This is a genomic window from Streptomyces sp. NPDC007872 (genome assembly GCF_042868165.1).
Taxonomy (GTDB): domain Bacteria; phylum Actinomycetota; class Actinomycetes; order Streptomycetales; family Streptomycetaceae; genus Streptomyces.
On sequence record NZ_JBIAEA010000007.1, the window covers coordinates 43,820 to 59,989 of the forward strand.

Consider the following 16,170-nt stretch of genomic DNA (forward strand, 5'->3'; position numbering starts at 1 on the left):
ACGAACAGAGCGGGAAGGACACGGACGGCGTGACGGAGCGAAGCGGCGGCAGGACGCGGAAGGCCATCGTCCTCGGAGCGGGTATCGGCGGGCTCACCGCCGCCGTCGCCCTGCGCGAGGCGGGGCTGGACGTCGAGGTGTACGAGCGGGCGGGCGAGCTGCGCACCGCCGGTTCGGGGCTCTCGGTGATGAGCAACGCCGTCGGGGCCCTGGACTCCCTCGGGGTCGGCATCGACCTGGAACGGCGGGGTACGGCCCTGGAGTCGTACCACGTCAGAACCGCGAAGGGCCGGCTGATACGCGAGTTCCCCTTCCCGGAGATCATCGGCCGGCTCGGCGTCCCCAGCGTGCTGATCACCCGCGCCGACCTCCAGGCGGCCCTGCTGGAGGCGGCGGAGGGCATACCCCTCGTCCTCGGCAGTGCCGCCACCGGCTTCGAGACCGGGGAGGACCCGGGCGACGGGGTGCGGGTGCGCTTCGAGGACGGACGCGAGGTCGAGGGGGACGTGCTGATCGGCGCCGACGGCTTCCACTCCGTGGTCCGCCGGCAGCTCGTCGGGCCGGAGGAGTCCCGGGACAGCGGGTACATCTGCTGGCTGGCCGTGGTCCCCTTCTCGCACCCCCGGTTCGCCCCCGGCTCGGTCACCCACTACTGGGGCAGCGGCAGGCGCTTCGGCATGGTCGACATGGGCGGCGGACGGCTCTACTGGTGGGGGACGAAGAACATGCCCGCCGAGCGCTCCGCGAACTGGCGGGGCGGCAAGGAGGAGATCCTCGCCACCTACGCCGGGTGGGCCGACGAGGTGCGGGAGGCCGTCAGGGTCACTCCGGAGGAGTCGGTGATCGCGGTGCCCTCCCGGGACCGGGCGTTCCTGGAGCGCTGGGGCCGGGGCCCGGTCACCCTCCTCGGCGACGCCGCCCATCCGATGCTCACCAGCCTCGGCCAGGGCTCGGGCATGGCCATCGAGGACGCCGTCGTGCTCGGCCGGGCCCTCAGGGGGGCCGTCGACCTCCCGCGCGCCCTGCGCCGCTACGAGGACGAGCGCCGGGAGCGGACCCGCGGCATGGTGGCCGCCTCGCGCGGCATCAGCACCTTCGAGCAGTCGGAGGACCCGGTGCGCCGGCCCGTCCGGGACGCGTACTTCCGGTTCATGCCGGAGCGGAAGCTGATCCGCACCCTGGAGGGCTCGCTCGCCTTCCCGCTGAGCGCCCCGCGCGCGCCCCGGCCGTCCGCGGCGGCGTGACCACCACCGAATCACTGAGGAGACGACGCATGGCAGGCACTTCCTCCCTCACGCCGCACGGCAGGTCCGTGCTGGTCACCGGCGCGTCCTCGGGTCTCGGCCGGGTCTGCGCGCTCGAACTGGAGCGCTCCGGCTTCCGGGTGTTCGCGGGCGTGCGCGCCGCGGCCGACGGCGAGTCGCTGGCCCAGGAGGCCGCGCACGGCCGGATCACCCCGGTCCGCGTCGACGTGACCGAGGAGAAGAGCATCACCGCGGCGGCCGAGCGGATCGCGTCGGCCGTCGGGGACGGGGGGCTGTGGGGACTGGTCAACAACGCGGGCATCTGCGTCTCGGCACCGCTCGAGTGCGTGGCGCCCGAACAGCTCCGCCGTCAGCTCGACATCAACGTGGTCGGCCAACTCGCCGTCACCCAGGCCTTCCTGCCCCAGCTCCGCCGCTCCCGGGGCCGGGTGGTCAACGTGACCTCCGGGCTCGGCAGCGTGGCCATCCCCTACCTGGGGGCGTACGCCTCGGCCCAGTTCGCCAAGGAGGCCCTCACCGACGTGCTGCGTCGCGAGCTGCGGCCGCACGGCGTGGACGTGAGCGTGGTCCAGCCGGGGGCGATCATGACCCCGATCTGGGGGAAGGTCGCCGAGACGGCCCGGGCCGCCATGGACGGCGTCCCCGAGCACGTCGCCGAGCTGTACCGCGTGCCGTTCCACCGCTTCCTGCACGGCAACGAGCAGCAGGCCAGGGAGAGCGGGACGCGGCCGGAGGACTTCGCGCGGACCGTCGGGCGGGCGCTCACGGTCCGGCGGCCGAAGTCGCGCTACCGGGTCGGCAGGGACGCCCGTACCGTCAGCGTCCTGGCGCGGGCCCTCCCGGACGCGGCGCTCGACCGGTACCTGAGCCCGATCACCCGGTAGCCCGCTCCCCCGGAGGCCCGCTCGCCGGAGGCCCCCTCACCCGTAGGGCGACCGCCCGGAGCGCGGCCTCCGGGCGGTCCGGCCGTCCGGGGCGGACCACCGGTGGGAACAGGCCAGCCCGCGGGCCCGCCCGGCACGCTCCCCGAACGGATCACGCCACGATCATGACCCGAACCCTCTGCTCCGGGTGTGACGCGGAACCGTGCCCCCCGTGTTCCGGGAGCCCCGGGCGGGCCCGCCGGGGGCCGCGGGCCCCTCTCCTCCCCGTGTCCCCGGCGCACGGCGGGTCGTCGGTGCGCGGCACGGCGGGCGCGAACGGGCCGCCGCGCCGTCGTCCCGACCGCCTCCGTCGTCACACTGACCGAGTTTGCTGTGGAACCGGCACTCCCGTACGACAAGGATGAAGATCATGGTACGAACCACCGAGCGCGTCTCCCCCACCGACAACGCCTTCCCGGCGCTCCTGATCGACCGGCACCGGAAGACCCTGGAGCGGGCCCTGACGGCCGTCCGCACCCGCGAGCACTGGTCCCCCTACCCCGAGGACACCCGGGCCTACGGGTCCGGGGCGGCGGCGGACGGCGAGGCGTCCTTACGGGCCGTGCTCGGCCGGCCGATGGACCTCGGCCAGCCGGGCCGGGACGGCACGGTCGGGCCGGGGCCCGACCGGGGCGGCGAGCGCTCCCCGTACGGGACGGAACTGGGCGTCTCCTACCCCCACCACGACCCCGAGGTCCTGCTGCCCGCCATGACGGCCGCGCTGCCCGCGTGGCGCGACGCCGGGCCCGAGGTACGCGCCGCCGTCTGCCTGGAGATCCTGCACCGGATCAACGCCAGGAGCCCCGAGTTCGCGGCCGCCGCGGCGCACACCAGCGGCCACAACCCCGTCATGGCCTTCCACGCGGGCGCCGTCCACGCGCAGGACCGCGGCCTGGAGGCCGTGGCGTACGCCTACGCCGAGCAGAGCAGGCTGCCCGCCGGCGCGCGCTGGCGCAAACCGCAGGGTCCGGACCGGACCGTCGACATCGGCAAGCGGTTCAGGGCCGTGCCGCGGGGGATCTCCCTCCTCGTCGGCAACAGCGTCTTCCCCGCCTGGAACGGCTACCCGGGCCTCTTCGCCTCCCTGGCGACCGGCAACCCCGTCCTGGTCAAGCCGCACCCCGCCGCGGTCCTGCCGCTGGCGCTCACCGTCCAGCAGGCCCGCGAGGTGCTCGCCGAGGCCGGTTTCGACCCCGACCTGGTGTGCCTGGCCCCGGAGTACCCCGGCGAGGGGCTCGCCAAGCGACTGGGGACCGCGGCGGAGGTGCGCCTGGTGGACTACTCGGGCCGCACCGCCTTCGCCGACTGGCTCCGGGAGAACGCGCGCCAGGCCCGGGTCTTCACCGCCGCCTCCGCGGTCAACTCCCTGCTCGTCGAATCCACCCGCGACTACCGCGACATGCTCGCCAACCTGGCCTTCTCCGTCTCCCTCTACAGCGGCCAGCTCTGCACCAGCCCCCAGAACCTGCTGATCCCGCGCGGCGGCGTCGCCACCGACGAGGGCCACAAGAGCTACGACGAGGTGGTCGCCGACCTCGGCGCCGCCCTGGACGCCCTGCTCGGCGACGACCGGGAGGCGTGCGACGTCCTGGGCGCGCTGCTCGGTCCCGAGGTCCTCTCCCGGGTGGACCTCGCGATGTCCGGCGCCCTGGGTCCGGTCGGCGTCCCCTCGCGGGCGGTGCGGCACCCCGAGCACCCGGACGCGGTGGTCCGCACCCCCGTCGTGGTGAAGCTCGACGCCGGGCGGGAGGCGGACCGGGAGACCCTGCTCGCCGAGTGGCTCGGACCGGTCTGTCTCGCCGTGGCCGTGGACTCCGCGACGGCGGCCGTGGACCTCGTCGGGGAGACCACGCGCACGTGCGGCGCCCTCTCCGTCGGTCTGTACTCCGTCTCCCCCGAGGTGGAGACGGCGATGGAGGACGCCTGTCTGGAGGCCGGGGTGATGCTCTCGACGAACCTGACGGGCGACTGGTACATCTCGCAGTCCGCCGTCTACTCCGACCTGCACGGCACCGGCATGAATCCCGCGGGCAACGCCGTCCTCTGCGACGGCGCCTTCGTGGCGGAACGTTTCCGCACGGTCGTCGTACGACGTTACGGCGGTACCCCGTGAACACCCTCCTCGCCCACGAGGTCCCGCTGTACGGCCGGGAGCGCGAACTGGCCCTCATTCGCGAGGTGCTGGAGCACGGCCGCGGCGGGGGCGCCGTCGTGCTCTCCGTCGAGGGCATGCCGGGCATCGGCAAGACCCGCCTCCTGACCGAGGCGGCGGACCTGGCGCGGAGACTCGGCTACGTGCCTCCGCGCGGCCCCCACGGGCACGGGGCCCGGACCCACCGCCCGGCCGCCGCCCTCACCGGCCGCCGCGTCGGGAGTCCGTCCCCGGGGCCGCGTCTGGTGATCGTCGACGACCCGCGCGCGGCCCCCGGGCGCCCTCCGGTCCCCGCCCGCGCCGTCGGGCCGCGCGGCCGCTCCGGCACGGGCCGGGACGTGTGGCTGATCGCCCACCGGCCCGGTGAGGCCCCGCCGCTCCCCGCGGCCCTGCTCGCCCACCCCGCCGTGCGGACGGAACGGCTGTCCCTGGGGCCGCTGGCCCGCGCCGACACCCACCGGCTCGCCCACGACGTGCTGGGGGCCCCGCCCGCCCGGTCGCTCTCCTCCCTCGTCGACCGCGCCGGCGGGCACCCCCGGCTGGTGATCGACCTGCTGACCGGTCTGCGGGAGGAGAACGGCGTGCGCCTGTCCGGCGGGGAGGTGGAGCTGCTGACCGAGCGGTTGCCGGCCCGCCTCTCCTCCCGCGTGCGGGAGACCCTGGAACGGTACTCGCCGGTCTGCCGCCAGTTGCTCTGCGTGGCGGCGGTGTTGGGCGACGAGGTCGTGTACGGCGACCTGGCCCTGATGACGCGCACCTCCGTGTCCGCGCTGCTGCCCACCCTGGAGGAGGTGTACGCCACCGGGGCGGTCCGCAACGTCGGCACCCGCGCCGTCTTCCAGAGTCCGCTGCTGCGCCGCCTCATCGCCGAGTCCGTGCCGGCCTCGGTACGGCTGGCCCTGGAGCAGGAGGCCGCGGCGCTCCGGCCCGTGCACAGGGCGCAGCAGCACCCGGCCCCCGCCCGTCCGGCGCCGCCGGCCGCCGACCGCCCCGCGCGGCGCGGGGAGCTGAGCGAGCGGCAGCGGGGACTGGTGGCCCTGGTCGCGGAGGGGCTGACCAGCCAGCAGATAGCCAGCCGCCTCGCGCTCTCCCCGCACACCGTCAACTACCACCTCCGCAAGCTGTTCAAGCTCTACGGAGTGAGCTCACGGATCGAACTGCTGCGGGCCGCCCGCAGCAACTGAGCCGCCCCGGCCCGGCTCCCCCGTCCCGCCCGCTGCGAGTGAGCCGTCCCGGCCGGGTTCCCCTGTCCCACCCCACCGCAACCGAGCCGTCCCGGCCGAGTTCCCCTCCCCCGCCCGACCCACCCGTCCCGCCCCATCGGAGGATCCTCTCCCGTGTCCGAACTGCGCCTCTCCCCGAACTGGCCCCACGTCGACGCCCCGTCCCCCGCCCGCCGCACGCCCTGGCTGCGCGACGCGCTGGCCGCCGAGCCCGAGGACGGCCGCACCCCGGCGCTCACCGACGAACTGCGCTGCGACGTCTGCGTGGTGGGCGGCGGCTTCACCGGGCTGTGGACGGCGCTGGAGATCCTGCGCCGCGCGCCCGGCACCGACGTCGTGCTGATCGAGGCCGACGTGTGCGGCGGCGGGGCCAGCGGCGCCAACGCCGGTTTCCTGATGCCCATGTGGGCGCGGTTCAGCAGCCTGGTCGCGATCGGGGGCCACGAGGAGGCCCGCCGCATCGGCGAGGCCTCCGCCGCCGCCGTGGACGAGATCGTCGACTTCGCCGACGCGCACGGCATCGACGTCGGGCACCGCCGGGGCCCCTGGATGTGGGCCGCCTCCGCGCCGGCCCAGCGCGGCGCCTGGCAGCGGACCCTGGACGACCTGCACCGCGCCGGGATCGAGCCGCTGCACCGGATCACCGCGGACGAGGCCCGCCGGACCGTCGGCACCCGGAGCCACTACGGGGCGGTGCTCGACCCGGGCTGCGCCACCCTCCAGCCCGCCGCCCTCGTCCGCGGGCTGCGCAGGGTGGCCCTCGACGCGGGGATACGGATCCACGAGCGCACCCCGCTCACCGCGCTGCGGGCCGCCGAGGGGCGCACCGTCCGCGTCCGCACGCCGTACGGCGGTGTCCACGCGGACCGGGTGGTGCTCGCCGTCAACGCCTGGGCCGGGCAGATTGAGGACCTCGGCCGCCGCATGGTGACGGTGGCGAGCGACACCCTCCTGTCCCGTCCGGTGCCGGAGCGGCTCCGGGCCCTGGGGTGGCACGGCGAGGTCTCGGTCTGCGACTCCCGGCGGCGGCTGAACTACTACCGCACCACCCCCGACGGCCGCCTGTTGTTCGGCAAGGGCGGTTCCGGCGTCGCCTTCGGCGACCTCGGCCCCAGCACCCTGTGGGGCGACGCGCTGCGCCCCGCGGAGCTCCGGGCCCATCTGGGCCGCCTCTTCCCCGAACTGGCCGACGTGCCCGTGGACATGAGCTGGACCGCGCCGGTGGAGTACTCGGTGACCTCCCTGCCGTTCGCCGGGTGGCTGAAGTCCGTGCCGGGGGTCTGCTACGCCGCCGGGTACTCCGGCGACGGCGTGGGGCCCTCACGGCTGATGGCCAAGGTGCTGGCCTCCTTCGTCCTGGGCACGAGCGACGAGTGGTCGCGGTCGGCCTTCACCCGGACGCCGACCGGCTGGTTCCCCCCGGAGCCGGTCCGCTACCCCGGCGCGCGGTTCGTCCTGCCGGCCCTGCGCGCGGTGGAGGCCCGGGAGGACCGCGGGGGCCGGGTCCCGGACCTGGTCAAGCGGCTGGTGTCGGTGTTCTGACCGCCGGGGCGGCGGGCCGGGATCCCTTGCGGGCGTCCGCCCGCCGGTGGAACGATGCGACGGCATCCGCCCGACCCGACCGGAAGGACCCTCGTGACCGACGAGCGGCAACGGCCCCCCGCGGCAGTCGTGTTCGACGCGCTGGGAGCGGCGTACGAGAAGGCGTTCGCCGGCTCCGAGGCGCACCGGCGCTCGCTGGAGTGGCTGCTCGGACGGCTCGCACCGGGCAGCCGGGTGCTCGACGTGGGCAGCGGCACGGGCCGGCCCACCGCCGAGGCGCTCGCGGGCGCCGGTCACGAGGTCCTCGGCGTCGACGTCTCCCCCGTCATGGTGGAGCTGGCCTCCCGTCAGGTGCCGTCCGCCTCCTTCCGGTGCGCCGACGTCCGCGAACTGGCGCTCGACGAGGGCTCGTTCGACGCGGTCTGCGTGTACTTCTCCCTGCTCCAGTTGGACCGGAGCGAGCAGAAGGACGTCGTCCGGCGGCTGGCGCGGGCGCTGACGCCGGACGGCCATCTGGTCCTGGCCACCGTGCCGCTGGACGTGGAGGGCGTGGAGGCCGTCTTCATGGGGCAGCCCGTGCGCGTGACCAGCTTCGGCGCGCCGGACCTCGTCGCCGTGGCCGAGGAGGCGGGCCTCGACGTACTGGAGCGCGAGGAGACGCTGTTCACCCCGGCCCACCCGGACGCCGGTCCGGAACCGCACGTGTTCCTGCACTGCCGCCGGCGCCGGGGCGGCACGGCGGACGCCTGACGGACGCCGGGCGTCGGGCGTCGGGCGTCGGGCATCGGGCGTCGGGTCAGCCGGTGCTTCTCACCACGAGTGACACCACGGCCGTCGTCGCACCGGCCGCGCCCAGCGCGACGGCGAGCAGCCGGCGGCGGAGGCGGGCGTAGCGGTCGCCGTACTCGCGGCGGAGACCGTCCGCGCGGGCGGCGGCGTCCCGGAGCATGCGACGCCGCACGGCGAGGTGTTCCCGCGCGAACTCGCGGGCGATCTCCGACCGCTCCCGGGGCCCCAGCCACGGGAACCGGTCGGCGAAGACGGCCCCGGCCTCCGTGGCCTCGGTCCTGACCCGGTGCGCCAGGAGGTACCCCTCCAGTCGGGCGATGCCCGCGGCCGCCTCCACGGCCGGGGCCCGTGGCTCCCCGGGGCCGTACGCGGTCACGCGTTCCGGCCGGCGTCGGGGCCCTCGTGGGTGGCGGCGCCGGAGTCGTCGAACACGTCCCGCTTGTCCCCCTTGCCCTGGTCGAGGGCGGCGACCTCGGGGTAGTTGAGGTCGAAGGCGGGCGACTCGGAGCGGATGCGCGGGATGGTGACGAAGTTGTGCCGGGGCGGCGGGCAGGAGGTGGCCCACTCCAGGGAGCGGCCGAAGCCCCACGGGTCGTCGACGGTGACGCGGGGGGCGGTCCTGGCCGTCTTCCAGACGTTGTAGAAGAACGGCAGGGTGGACGCCCCCAGCAGGAACGCGCCGATGGAGGAGACCGTGTTCAGCGCCGTGAAGCCGTCGGCGTTCAGGTAGTCCGCGTAACGGCGCGGCATGCCTTCGGCGCCCAGCCAGTGCTGGACGAGGAAGGTGCCGTGGAAGCCGGTGAAGAGGGTCCAGAAGTGGACCTTGCCCAGGCGCTCGTCGAGCATCCTGCCGGTCATCTTGGGCCACCAGAAGTAGAACCCGGCGAACGTCGCGAAGACGACCGTGCCGAAGACGACGTAGTGGAAGTGGGCGACGACGAAGTAGCTGTCCGTGACGTGGAAGTCCATCGGCGGCGAGGCGAGGATGATGCCGGTCAGGCCGCCGAACAGGAAGGTGACGAGGAAGCCGATCGACCACAGCATGGGCGTCTCGAAGGAGAGCGACCCCTTCCACATCGTGCCGATCCAGTTGAAGAACTTCACCCCGGTCGGGACGGCGATCAGGAAGGTCATGAAGGAGAAGAACGGCAGCAGGACCGCTCCGGTGGCGAACATGTGGTGCGCCCACACCGTCACCGACAGGCCGGCGATCGCGATGGTGGCGCCAATCAGACCCACGTAGCCGAAGATCGGCTTCCGGGAGAAGACGGGCAGGATCTCGGTGACGATGCCGAAGAACGGCAGCGCGATGATGTAGACCTCCGGGTGCCCGAAGAACCAGAAGAGGTGCTGCCACAGCAGCGCCCCGCCGTTGGCGGGGTCGTAGACGTGCGCTCCGAACTTCCGGTCCGCCTCCAGGGCGAACAGGGCGGCGGCGAGGACGGGGAACGCGAACAGCACCAGCACCGACGTCAGCAGCACGTTCCAGGTGAAGATCGGCATCCGGAACATCGTCATGCCCGGTGCGCGCATGCAGATGACGGTGGTGATGAAGTTGACCGCGCCGAGGATCGTGCCGAAGCCGGCGAGCGCGAGGCCCATGATCCACATGTCGCCGCCGACGTACGGCGAGCGCTCCCCGCCGCTCAGGGGCGTGTAGGCGGTCCAGCCGAAGTCCGCCGTGCCCTGGGGGGTGAAGATCCCCGCGAAGGCGATCAGGCCGCCGAAGAGGAACAGCCAGTACGACAACATGTTCAGACGGGGGAAGGCGACGTCGGGCGAGCCGATCTGCAGGGGCATGATCGCGTTGGCGAAACCGGCGAACGTGGGGGTGGCGAACAGCAGCAGCATCACCGTCCCGTGCAGGGTGAACACCTGGTTGTACTGCTCGGGCGAGACGATCTGCAGGCCCGGCCGCGCCAGCTCCGCCCGGAGCACGAGCGCCAGCAGGCCTCCCAGCAGGAAGAACACGAACGACGTGATCAGGTAGAGGTGCCCGATCTTCTTGTGGTCGGTCGTCGTCAGCCAGTCCACGACGACCCGCCCCGGGCTCTTCGCCCTCACGGGCACGAGGGCGGGCGGCTCCGTGGCGACGGTCATGGGAACTCCTGCGGAGGGCTCGGAGAAAAGCACGCGGGCAGGGCGACCGTAGACCAATTTTTCCGGCGAAACGAACAAATACGGGCACTCGCCGTGAAACGCTTCACTTCACGGGCCGTGACCTGCGCCGTCCCACCGCCACGGACAGGAAGCACCCGTACGGCGGGCACGGAGAACGGCTCGCCGCACGGTTTCCGTCGCGCGGTCCGGGGCACACGCGCCGAACGGGATGTCCCCCGTTCGGAGTAAGGAGACGGCTGATGCTGATGGCCCACCCCTTGGTGCTGGAGAACCTCGTCGAGCAGTACGGGACACTGCGGGCCCTGTACGCCGAGAACGGTTCGGCCGAGGTGCGCCGACAGCTCGAGGACGTCACCTACACCCTGTGCGTGTCCACCGGCACCCGTGACGTCGACGCCGCCCTGATCGCCTCCCGCCGTCAACTGGCCCGCGCGCGTTCCGAGATCGACTTCGCCCTCGTCGGCTGACCGCGGCGGTCGCACCGCACCGCGGACACCCTCCCCCCACAGGGGCGGCCACCGGCCTCGTGGACCGGCGGTCGCCCCTGTCGGCGTGCGGTGACGCGGTGCTCAGTATCCCGCCCGTCCCGCGCCGCCGGAGGTGTGCTTCACGTCGTCGGCGGCTTCGCGGCCGACCCGGCGCAGTTCCCGGGCGGTCTCCCGGCCCGCTTCCCGCGCGTGCTCCTTGGTCGTCCCGGCGGCCTCCTGGGCGGTGCTCTTCACCGACTCGACGGCGTCCGCGGCGGGACCGCGCAGTTCCTCCCGGACCTCCTGCGCCGCGTCCACGGCCGTCCGCTTCACCGGTTCCAGCAGTTCGCCGGAGTGCTCCTTGAGCTGCTGCCCCAGGCGCTCCTCCGCCTCGGTGGTCGGCAGGAGGGCCGAGGCCAGCATGCCCGCCCCGAAGGCGATCAGGCCGGCGGCCAGCGGGCTGCCCTGGGTCTGCCGGCGCACCTGGGCCGGAGCCTGCTGGACCGCTTCGCTCACGTTGCCGCCCGCCTCCCGCGCCGTGTCCGCGACGCTGCTCGCCGCGCGGTTCAGACCCTCGGACGCCCCGTGCGCCGAGTCGTGTGCGCTGCCCATGACGCGCTCCTTCACTCCGCTCACCTGGTTCCGTATCGAATCGGCCTTGCGACGGGCGACCCTGCCCGGGGTGATCCGGTCGGCCAGGCGGTCGACGTTGCGGGCCAGATGGGCCCGTCGTTCCTCCACGTCGTTCCTCAGCTCGTCGGGTGTCGTGCCCACTTGGCGTCCTCCTTGAGGGTCTCCACGGTCTGTTCCGGCTTGAGGTTGACGGCGCGCAGGCGCTTGCGCCCGGCGGAGTAGAGCACACCGCCCGCGACCGCCCAGAGAGCGGTGACGATCAGGGCCGCCCAGGCAAGGTTCATCACGTTGCCCAGGGCGAAGACGACGGTCAGGCTGCCGAGCAGCGCCACCACGTGGGCCGCGTAGCCCGCTCCGCCGAGCATGCCGACCGCCTTGCCCGCCTTGACGGACTCCTGCTTGATCTCGGCCTTCGCCAGCTCTATCTCGTCCCGGACGAGGCGGGACAGGTCCTGCCCGATCTCGCTGACCAGATCGCCGATCGACGGTTCGGGCGCCTCGCCCGGCGGCACGGCCGCCGAGGTGGGGCGCTCCTGGAAGGAGAGGGCCATGGTCAGATCCCCCCGGTCGGACGCGAGGGGCCGCCGTACGTCTGCCCGCCGCCCGCGGGCGGGTGGTTCGGCGGAGCCGGCGTGACGTGCGGGGGCTGGGACTGGCCGTAGGTGTCGAGCGGGTCCTCGTACGTGCCCGGCGTGGCGCGCGGTAGGGGATCGGGAGCCGTGAGCGGCCGCTCCACCTCGTACGTCGCGGCGCGCGGTTCCGGAGAGCGGGTCTCCCCGCCCCTGTCGCCCGCGCCGCCGGAGGACGCCGCGCCGATGCTCTTGCCCGCACGGGCCACCACGAAGCCGGCCAGTGCCGCGCCGGCGAGGAAGACGCCCGGACGCCGGCGGGCGAAGCCCCGCAGGTCGCTCACCAGGCCGTCGGGGCCGCGCTTCTCCATGTGGGAGGCCATCTGGTGGCCTCCGTCGGCGGCCCGGCGGGCCAGGTCGGCCACCGTGGAGTCCGGCTTGCCGTTCTCGCCCAGTTCGCGCAGCTCCTGCGACAGGCGCCGTACGTTCTCCGCGAGGCGCTGGGTCTGGGTCTCGGCCTGGCCCTGCAACTGGGTGCGCAGTTCGCTCGCCAAGTCCTTGGCCTGGGCCGCGGCTTCGCCGACGACGTTGCCGGCCTGCTCCTTCGCCGTGCCGCCCACTTCCGCGGCCTTTCCGCCCACCAGCGAAGCGCCGTCTCCCGCCTTGTCCTGAGCGGTTCGCGCTACTTCCGCCGCCCTGTTCTCGTTCTGCCGGTTCGATTCCTGGAAGTCACTCAAGGCTCCTCCTGGGTGCCGGAAGGGGTTCCGTCTGCTTGCTGAATCCCCCACCTGCCCCCTTCCGGTCCGCTCATACGCCCGGACATCGAGGCGATGCCAGACCTTTCGCCGTCCGGCGCGCTCCCGCCCCGGTCGGGGGCGCGGGTTCACGCGCTGCCACCGCGTGGCGCCTCCCGTCCGCCGTGGCCGGCGGTGAACCGTGCCCCAGTGGGTACTCGCCCTCGGGGCACCCGTACGCGGTTGCCGCGAAGCCGTAGGAACCCTGCCGAGGGAAGGAACGGAGCCATGGAGCAGAGCACCCCGTCGCAGGCCGAGGGAGAACGGCCCGAGGACAGCGGCCCGGAGGGGACGGAGCACCGGGACGCCGGACCGGAGCGGACCACGCCGTCGCAGGCCGAAGGGGAGCGGGAGCCGGACGACGACGAGAGCGCGTGACGGCGAGCGGGGCGGGCCGCCCGCGCACCCGCTCAGGAGGGCGGCGGCGCGTGCCGTCCGGCCCGTGATCCCGCGTACGCGGCGAGGCGCAGCGACCGGAGCCGGTCGACGGGGCGGAAGCCGGGCAGGAAGTTGAGGTAGGGGTCGAACGCGCCGCCGTCCGGCGGGGGCGCCTCCCCGTGGAGGGTGAGCCGGGCCAGGGGCCGCCAGGCCGCGCCCGCTCCCTCCGCCCCGAAGCAGAGCTGGAACACCAGGGGCCGCCCGGCCGCGGCGGCTCCCACCGTCGCGGGGTCGGCGGGGATCCGCGGGGACCCGGGCGCCGGGAACGCGGCCACCACGCCCCGCCGCCCGCCGACGGCGTACGACAGGAGGCTGGAGTACGGGCCGGCCGTGGCGGACGTACGGGGAAGCGGTACGTGGCGGGTCCACCGGCCGCGGCCGCCGGTCGTGAGAAGCAGGTCCAGGGGGCGGTCCGGCCCGCCGGCGTCCTCCACCCGCAGCGCGAGGCCCAGTCCGTCCGGCAGCGGGCGCGGCAGTCCGGCGCCCCGGGACCAGCGGGCCGTCACCGCGTAGGAGCCGGGGGCGTCGAGCCACGGCACGCCCCCGTGGTCCCGGCGGCCGGGCACGGCGAGGCGCCCCGCGAGGGCCGTCCCACGGGGGTGCAGGGCCGGCCGGTCCCCGCGTCGGCGGGCGGTGGCCCGTGCCGTACGGAAGGCGATGCGGTCGAGGAGGTCCATGGGGCTGTCCGTTCCTGGTGCCGAGGGCGGTGTCCCGGTGGGACTCGGTGTGCCCGTCGTCTGCCCCGGATCGTGCCGGTCGACCGGACAGGCCCTCAGGCCTCCGGGCCCAGGCCTCCGGGCCCGGCTTCCAGTCCTCCGCGAGGAGGCCGAGCAGCACCTCGTCGAGGAACGTGCCCGTCACCCGGGCCGGGGAGCGCAGGACGCCCTCGCGGACGAAGCCGTCGCGCTCGGCGGGGCGCGGCATCGCCGTGTCGTCCGCCGGCGTCCCGGTCCGCGGCCGGTGCGGGCCGCGCACGACGAAGCCGTAGCGGCAGAGGACCGCGACCACGTCGGTGCCGTGGCCCTTGCCGCGGGAGGCCGGGAGCAGGCCGGGAGCAGGCCGGGGCCGATCTCCCGCTCAGACCTTGCGGGCCAGCAGGTGGATCTCCTGGAACTGCCGCCGGTCGGTGGGCCGCGGCTCGCGGACCGTCCGGGCCACCTCCGCGAGGCCGGACGCGCGCAGCGTCGCGGCGAGGTGGTCGGGCCACCACCGGTAGGCGGGCGCGACCGCGTGGTCGAAGACCTGCGTCGGGTGCGCCGGGCCCTCGCTCCCCGAGAAGGCGATCAGGAGGTGCCCGCCGGGCGCCAGGACGCGGTGGAACTCCGCCAGGACGGCGGGGAGTTCCACCGGCGGGACGTGGATGACGGACCAGCGCGAGAGCACGCCGTCCAGCGCGCCGTCGGCGATGTCGAGGGCGGTCATCGAGCCCACGTCGAACCGCAGGTCCGGGTGGGCCCGGCGGGCCAGCGCGATCATCGCGGGAGAGGCGTCGACGCCGAACGCCGACAGGCCGAGGCCGTCCAGGTGGGCGGTGACGTGGCCGGGCCCGCAGCCCAGGTCCGCGACCCGGCCCTCCCCGTCCGCGCGTACGGCCTCGGCGAGGACGCCGAGCATCGCGCGGTCCAGGGGGCTGTCCCGCAGCGAGTCGCGGAACATCTCCTCATAGGTGGGGGCGACGGCGTCGTAGGCCTCGCGGATGGAGGCGTGAACATCGTGTTCGACCATGCCCGTGACAGTAGCCAGGGGGCGATCGGGTGGAGGACGGGGGCCTCCCGGCCCCGGCGTGGACGTCCTGCTCCGCGCCGGGCCGGGAGGCCCCCGCCCCCGTCGTGCCTCAGAGGGCGCCGACGATGTCCTCGACCCGGGCCTTCGCGTCGCCGAAGAGCATCGAGGTGTTCTCCTTGAAGAAGAGCGGGTTCTGCACGCCCGCGTATCCGGAGGCCATCGAGCGCTTGAACACGATGACCTTGCCGGCCTCCCAGACGGTGAGGACCGGCATGCCCGCGATCGGGCTGCCGGGGTCCTCGGCCCCGGCCGGGTTCACCGTGTCGTTGGCGCCGATCACGAGGACGACGTCGGTCTTGGCGAAGTCGTCGTTGATCTCGTCCATCTCCAGGACGATGTCGTACGGCACCTTGGCCTCGGCGAGGAGCACGTTCATGTGGCCGGGCAGGCGCCCGGCGACCGGGTGGATGCCGAACCGTACGTCGACGCCCCTGGCCCGGAGCTTCGAGGTGAGCTCCGCGACCGGGTACTGCGCCTGGGCGACGGCCATGCCGTACCCGGGCGTGATGACCACGGACCGGGCGGAGCCGAGCAGTTCGGCGGCGCTCGCGGCGGTGATCTCGGTGTGCTCGCCGTAGTCGACGTCCGAGCCGGACGCCGCCTCGATGCCGAAGCCGCCCGCGATGACCGCGAAGAAGGAGCGGTTCATCGCCTTGCACATGATGTAGCTGAGGTAGGCGCCGGACGAGCCGACGAGGGCGCCGGTGACGATCAGCAGGTCGTTGCCGAGCAGGAAGCCGGAGGCCGCCGCGGCCCAGCCGGAGTAGCTGTTGAGCATCGAGACCACGACCGGCATGTCGCCGCCGCCGATCGAGGCCACCAGGTGCCAGCCGAGGGCGAGCGCCAGGACCGTCACGGCGATGAGCAGCCACAGCTCCGGCGTGATCACGAACCACACCGTCAGGGCGACGAACAGGCCGAGCGAGCCGAGGTTCAGGGCGTTCTTGCCCGGCAGCACCAGCGGCTTGGAGTCGATCTTCGCGGCGAGCTTCAGGTACGCCACGACGGAGCCGGTGAAGGTCACCGCGCCGATGAACAGGCCGATGAACACCTCGGCGTGGTGGATGCCGAGGGTGCCGAGTGCGTCCAGGGCCTTCGCCTCGTGGCCGTCCGGGTCGTGCTCGACGTTCAGGAAGCCGTTCCAGCTCACCAGGACGGCGGCCAGGCCGACGAAGGAGTGCAGCAGCGCGATCAGTTCGGGCATGCCGGTCATCTCGACGCCGCGGGCCCGCTGGAGGCCGATCAGGGCGCCGATCAGCATCGCGACGGCCATGAGGCCGAGGCCGGCGGTGCTGACGTCGCCGTCCACCGCGAGCACGACCGTCGCGACGAGCGCGACGCCCATGCCGAGCATCCCGAACGCGTTGCCGAGCCGGGCCGTTTCGTGCTTGGAGAGTCCCGCCAGCGCCAGGATGAACAGCAGCGCGGCGACGAGGTAGGCCGCCTGGGCGGCAATGGTCGCAGACATG

Annotated in this window: 16 protein-coding genes and 1 pseudogene; 8 read left to right on the plus strand and 9 right to left on the minus strand. The window is 74.1% G+C overall.

The genetic code is table 11. The annotated features are described in order from the left end of the window. Positions 1-29: 29 nt before the first annotated feature. From ACFYNX_RS24090 to ACFYNX_RS24115, 6 genes are all read left to right on the plus strand, one after another. Positions 30-1,244, plus strand: a complete 1,215-nt coding sequence (locus ACFYNX_RS24090) for an NAD(P)/FAD-dependent oxidoreductase (protein WP_365540183.1) — start codon at positions 30-32, stop codon at positions 1,242-1,244. 29 nt (positions 1,245-1,273) lie between these two features. Next, positions 1,274-2,149 (plus strand): SDR family oxidoreductase, encoded by an 876-nt coding sequence (locus ACFYNX_RS24095; RefSeq protein WP_365540184.1) that lies wholly within the window; start codon positions 1,274-1,276, stop codon positions 2,147-2,149. A gap of 409 nt (positions 2,150-2,558) precedes the next feature. Then, positions 2,559-4,301: a phenylacetic acid degradation protein PaaN gene (gene paaN, locus ACFYNX_RS24100; RefSeq protein WP_388664005.1), complete on the plus strand. Its 1,743-nt coding sequence runs from the start codon at positions 2,559-2,561 to the stop codon at positions 4,299-4,301. Further along, positions 4,298-5,524 carry a LuxR C-terminal-related transcriptional regulator gene (locus tag ACFYNX_RS24105; RefSeq protein WP_388664007.1) on the plus strand — a complete coding sequence of 409 codons (1,227 nt, stop codon included), beginning with the start codon at positions 4,298-4,300 and terminating at the stop codon, positions 5,522-5,524. The genes paaN and ACFYNX_RS24105 overlap by 4 nt, the downstream gene beginning before the upstream one ends. 153 nt (positions 5,525-5,677) lie before the next feature. Beyond that, positions 5,678-7,105, plus strand: a complete 1,428-nt coding sequence (locus ACFYNX_RS24110; protein ID WP_388664009.1) for an NAD(P)/FAD-dependent oxidoreductase — start codon at positions 5,678-5,680, stop codon at positions 7,103-7,105. Positions 7,106-7,198: 93 nt separating this feature from the next. After that, positions 7,199-7,855 carry a methyltransferase domain-containing protein gene (locus ACFYNX_RS24115; protein ID WP_365540188.1) on the plus strand — a complete coding sequence of 219 codons (657 nt, stop codon included), beginning with the start codon at positions 7,199-7,201 and terminating at the stop codon, positions 7,853-7,855. Between the two features lie 46 nt (positions 7,856-7,901). On the opposite strand, the gene ACFYNX_RS24120 is transcribed toward ACFYNX_RS24115, so the two are convergent. Beyond that, positions 7,902-8,270 carry a hypothetical protein gene (locus tag ACFYNX_RS24120; RefSeq protein ID WP_388664012.1) on the minus strand — a complete coding sequence of 123 codons (369 nt, stop codon included), beginning with the start codon at positions 8,268-8,270 and terminating at the stop codon, positions 7,902-7,904. Next, complete coding sequence (gene ctaD / locus ACFYNX_RS24125; RefSeq protein ID WP_388664014.1) at positions 8,267-9,994, minus strand: cytochrome c oxidase subunit I; 1,728 nt, start codon at positions 9,992-9,994, stop codon at positions 8,267-8,269. Before ctaD ends, ACFYNX_RS24120 begins: the two co-directional genes overlap by 4 nt. A gap of 260 nt (positions 9,995-10,254) precedes the next feature. Here ctaD and ACFYNX_RS24130 point away from each other — a divergent pair, with 260 nt between their 5' ends. Continuing rightward, positions 10,255-10,482, plus strand: coding sequence for a DUF5133 domain-containing protein (locus tag ACFYNX_RS24130; protein ID WP_388664016.1), 228 nt, complete (start codon positions 10,255-10,257; stop codon positions 10,480-10,482). A gap of 102 nt (positions 10,483-10,584) precedes the next feature. On the opposite strand, the gene ACFYNX_RS24135 is transcribed toward ACFYNX_RS24130, so the two are convergent. The 3 genes from ACFYNX_RS24135 to ACFYNX_RS24145 are packed head-to-tail and all read right to left on the minus strand — an operon-like array spanning position 10,585 to position 12,421. Next, a complete protein-coding gene (locus ACFYNX_RS24135) occupies positions 10,585-11,256 on the minus strand; it encodes a DUF3618 domain-containing protein (protein WP_388664018.1) in 672 nt (223 codons plus the stop codon). Beyond that, positions 11,232-11,666 (minus strand): phage holin family protein, encoded by a 435-nt coding sequence (locus ACFYNX_RS24140; protein ID WP_125661365.1) that lies wholly within the window; start codon positions 11,664-11,666, stop codon positions 11,232-11,234. Before ACFYNX_RS24140 ends, ACFYNX_RS24135 begins: the two co-directional genes overlap by 25 nt. Positions 11,667-11,668: 2 nt before the next feature. After that, positions 11,669-12,421 (minus strand): hypothetical protein, encoded by a 753-nt coding sequence (locus tag ACFYNX_RS24145; RefSeq protein ID WP_388664020.1) that lies wholly within the window; start codon positions 12,419-12,421, stop codon positions 11,669-11,671. 285 nt (positions 12,422-12,706) lie between these two features. Here ACFYNX_RS24145 and ACFYNX_RS24150 point away from each other — a divergent pair, with 285 nt between their 5' ends. Continuing rightward, positions 12,707-12,856: a hypothetical protein gene (locus ACFYNX_RS24150; RefSeq protein WP_388664022.1), complete on the plus strand. Its 150-nt coding sequence runs from the start codon at positions 12,707-12,709 to the stop codon at positions 12,854-12,856. A gap of 32 nt (positions 12,857-12,888) precedes the next feature. Here ACFYNX_RS24150 and ACFYNX_RS24155 read toward each other — a convergent pair whose 3' ends face one another. The 4 genes and pseudogenes from ACFYNX_RS24155 to pntB all read right to left on the minus strand — a co-directional run bounded on the left by ACFYNX_RS24155 (position 12,889) and on the right by pntB (position 16,169). Next, positions 12,889-13,593, minus strand: a complete 705-nt coding sequence (locus ACFYNX_RS24155) for a phosphodiesterase (protein ID WP_388664024.1) — start codon at positions 13,591-13,593, stop codon at positions 12,889-12,891. A 118-nt stretch (positions 13,594-13,711) separates the two neighbouring features. Beyond that, positions 13,712-13,966 (minus strand): annotated as a pseudogene (locus ACFYNX_RS24160) (GNAT family N-acetyltransferase); the annotation flags it as partial. Between the two features lie 27 nt (positions 13,967-13,993). Then, entirely contained in the window at positions 13,994-14,641 is a 648-nt protein-coding gene (locus ACFYNX_RS24165; RefSeq protein ID WP_388664026.1) for a class I SAM-dependent methyltransferase, read from the minus strand. Positions 14,642-14,750: 109 nt separating this feature from the next. Next, entirely contained in the window at positions 14,751-16,169 is a 1,419-nt protein-coding gene (pntB, locus tag ACFYNX_RS24170) for a Re/Si-specific NAD(P)(+) transhydrogenase subunit beta (RefSeq protein WP_365540205.1), read from the minus strand. Position 16,170 lies beyond the last annotated feature (1 nt).

Coding starts and splice junctions, on each gene's coding strand:
- ACFYNX_RS24095 (WP_365540184.1), top strand. CDS start 1,274: ATGGCAGGCACTTCCTCCCTCACGCCGCACGGCAGGTCCGTGCTGGTC.
- paaN (WP_388664005.1), top strand. CDS start 2,559: ATGGTACGAACCACCGAGCGCGTCTCCCCCACCGACAACGCCTTCCCG.
- ctaD (WP_388664014.1), bottom strand. CDS start 9,994: ATGACCGTCGCCACGGAGCCGCCCGCCCTCGTGCCCGTGAGGGCGAAG.
- ACFYNX_RS24130 (WP_388664016.1), top strand. CDS start 10,255: ATGCTGATGGCCCACCCCTTGGTGCTGGAGAACCTCGTCGAGCAGTAC.
- ACFYNX_RS24140 (WP_125661365.1), bottom strand. CDS start 11,666: ATGGCCCTCTCCTTCCAGGAGCGCCCCACCTCGGCGGCCGTGCCGCCG.
- ACFYNX_RS24150 (WP_388664022.1), top strand. CDS start 12,707: ATGGAGCAGAGCACCCCGTCGCAGGCCGAGGGAGAACGGCCCGAGGAC.
- ACFYNX_RS24155 (WP_388664024.1), bottom strand. CDS start 13,593: ATGGACCTCCTCGACCGCATCGCCTTCCGTACGGCACGGGCCACCGCC.
- ACFYNX_RS24165 (WP_388664026.1), bottom strand. CDS start 14,641: ATGGTCGAACACGATGTTCACGCCTCCATCCGCGAGGCCTACGACGCC.
- pntB (WP_365540205.1), bottom strand. CDS start 16,169: ATGTCTGCGACCATTGCCGCCCAGGCGGCCTACCTCGTCGCCGCGCTG.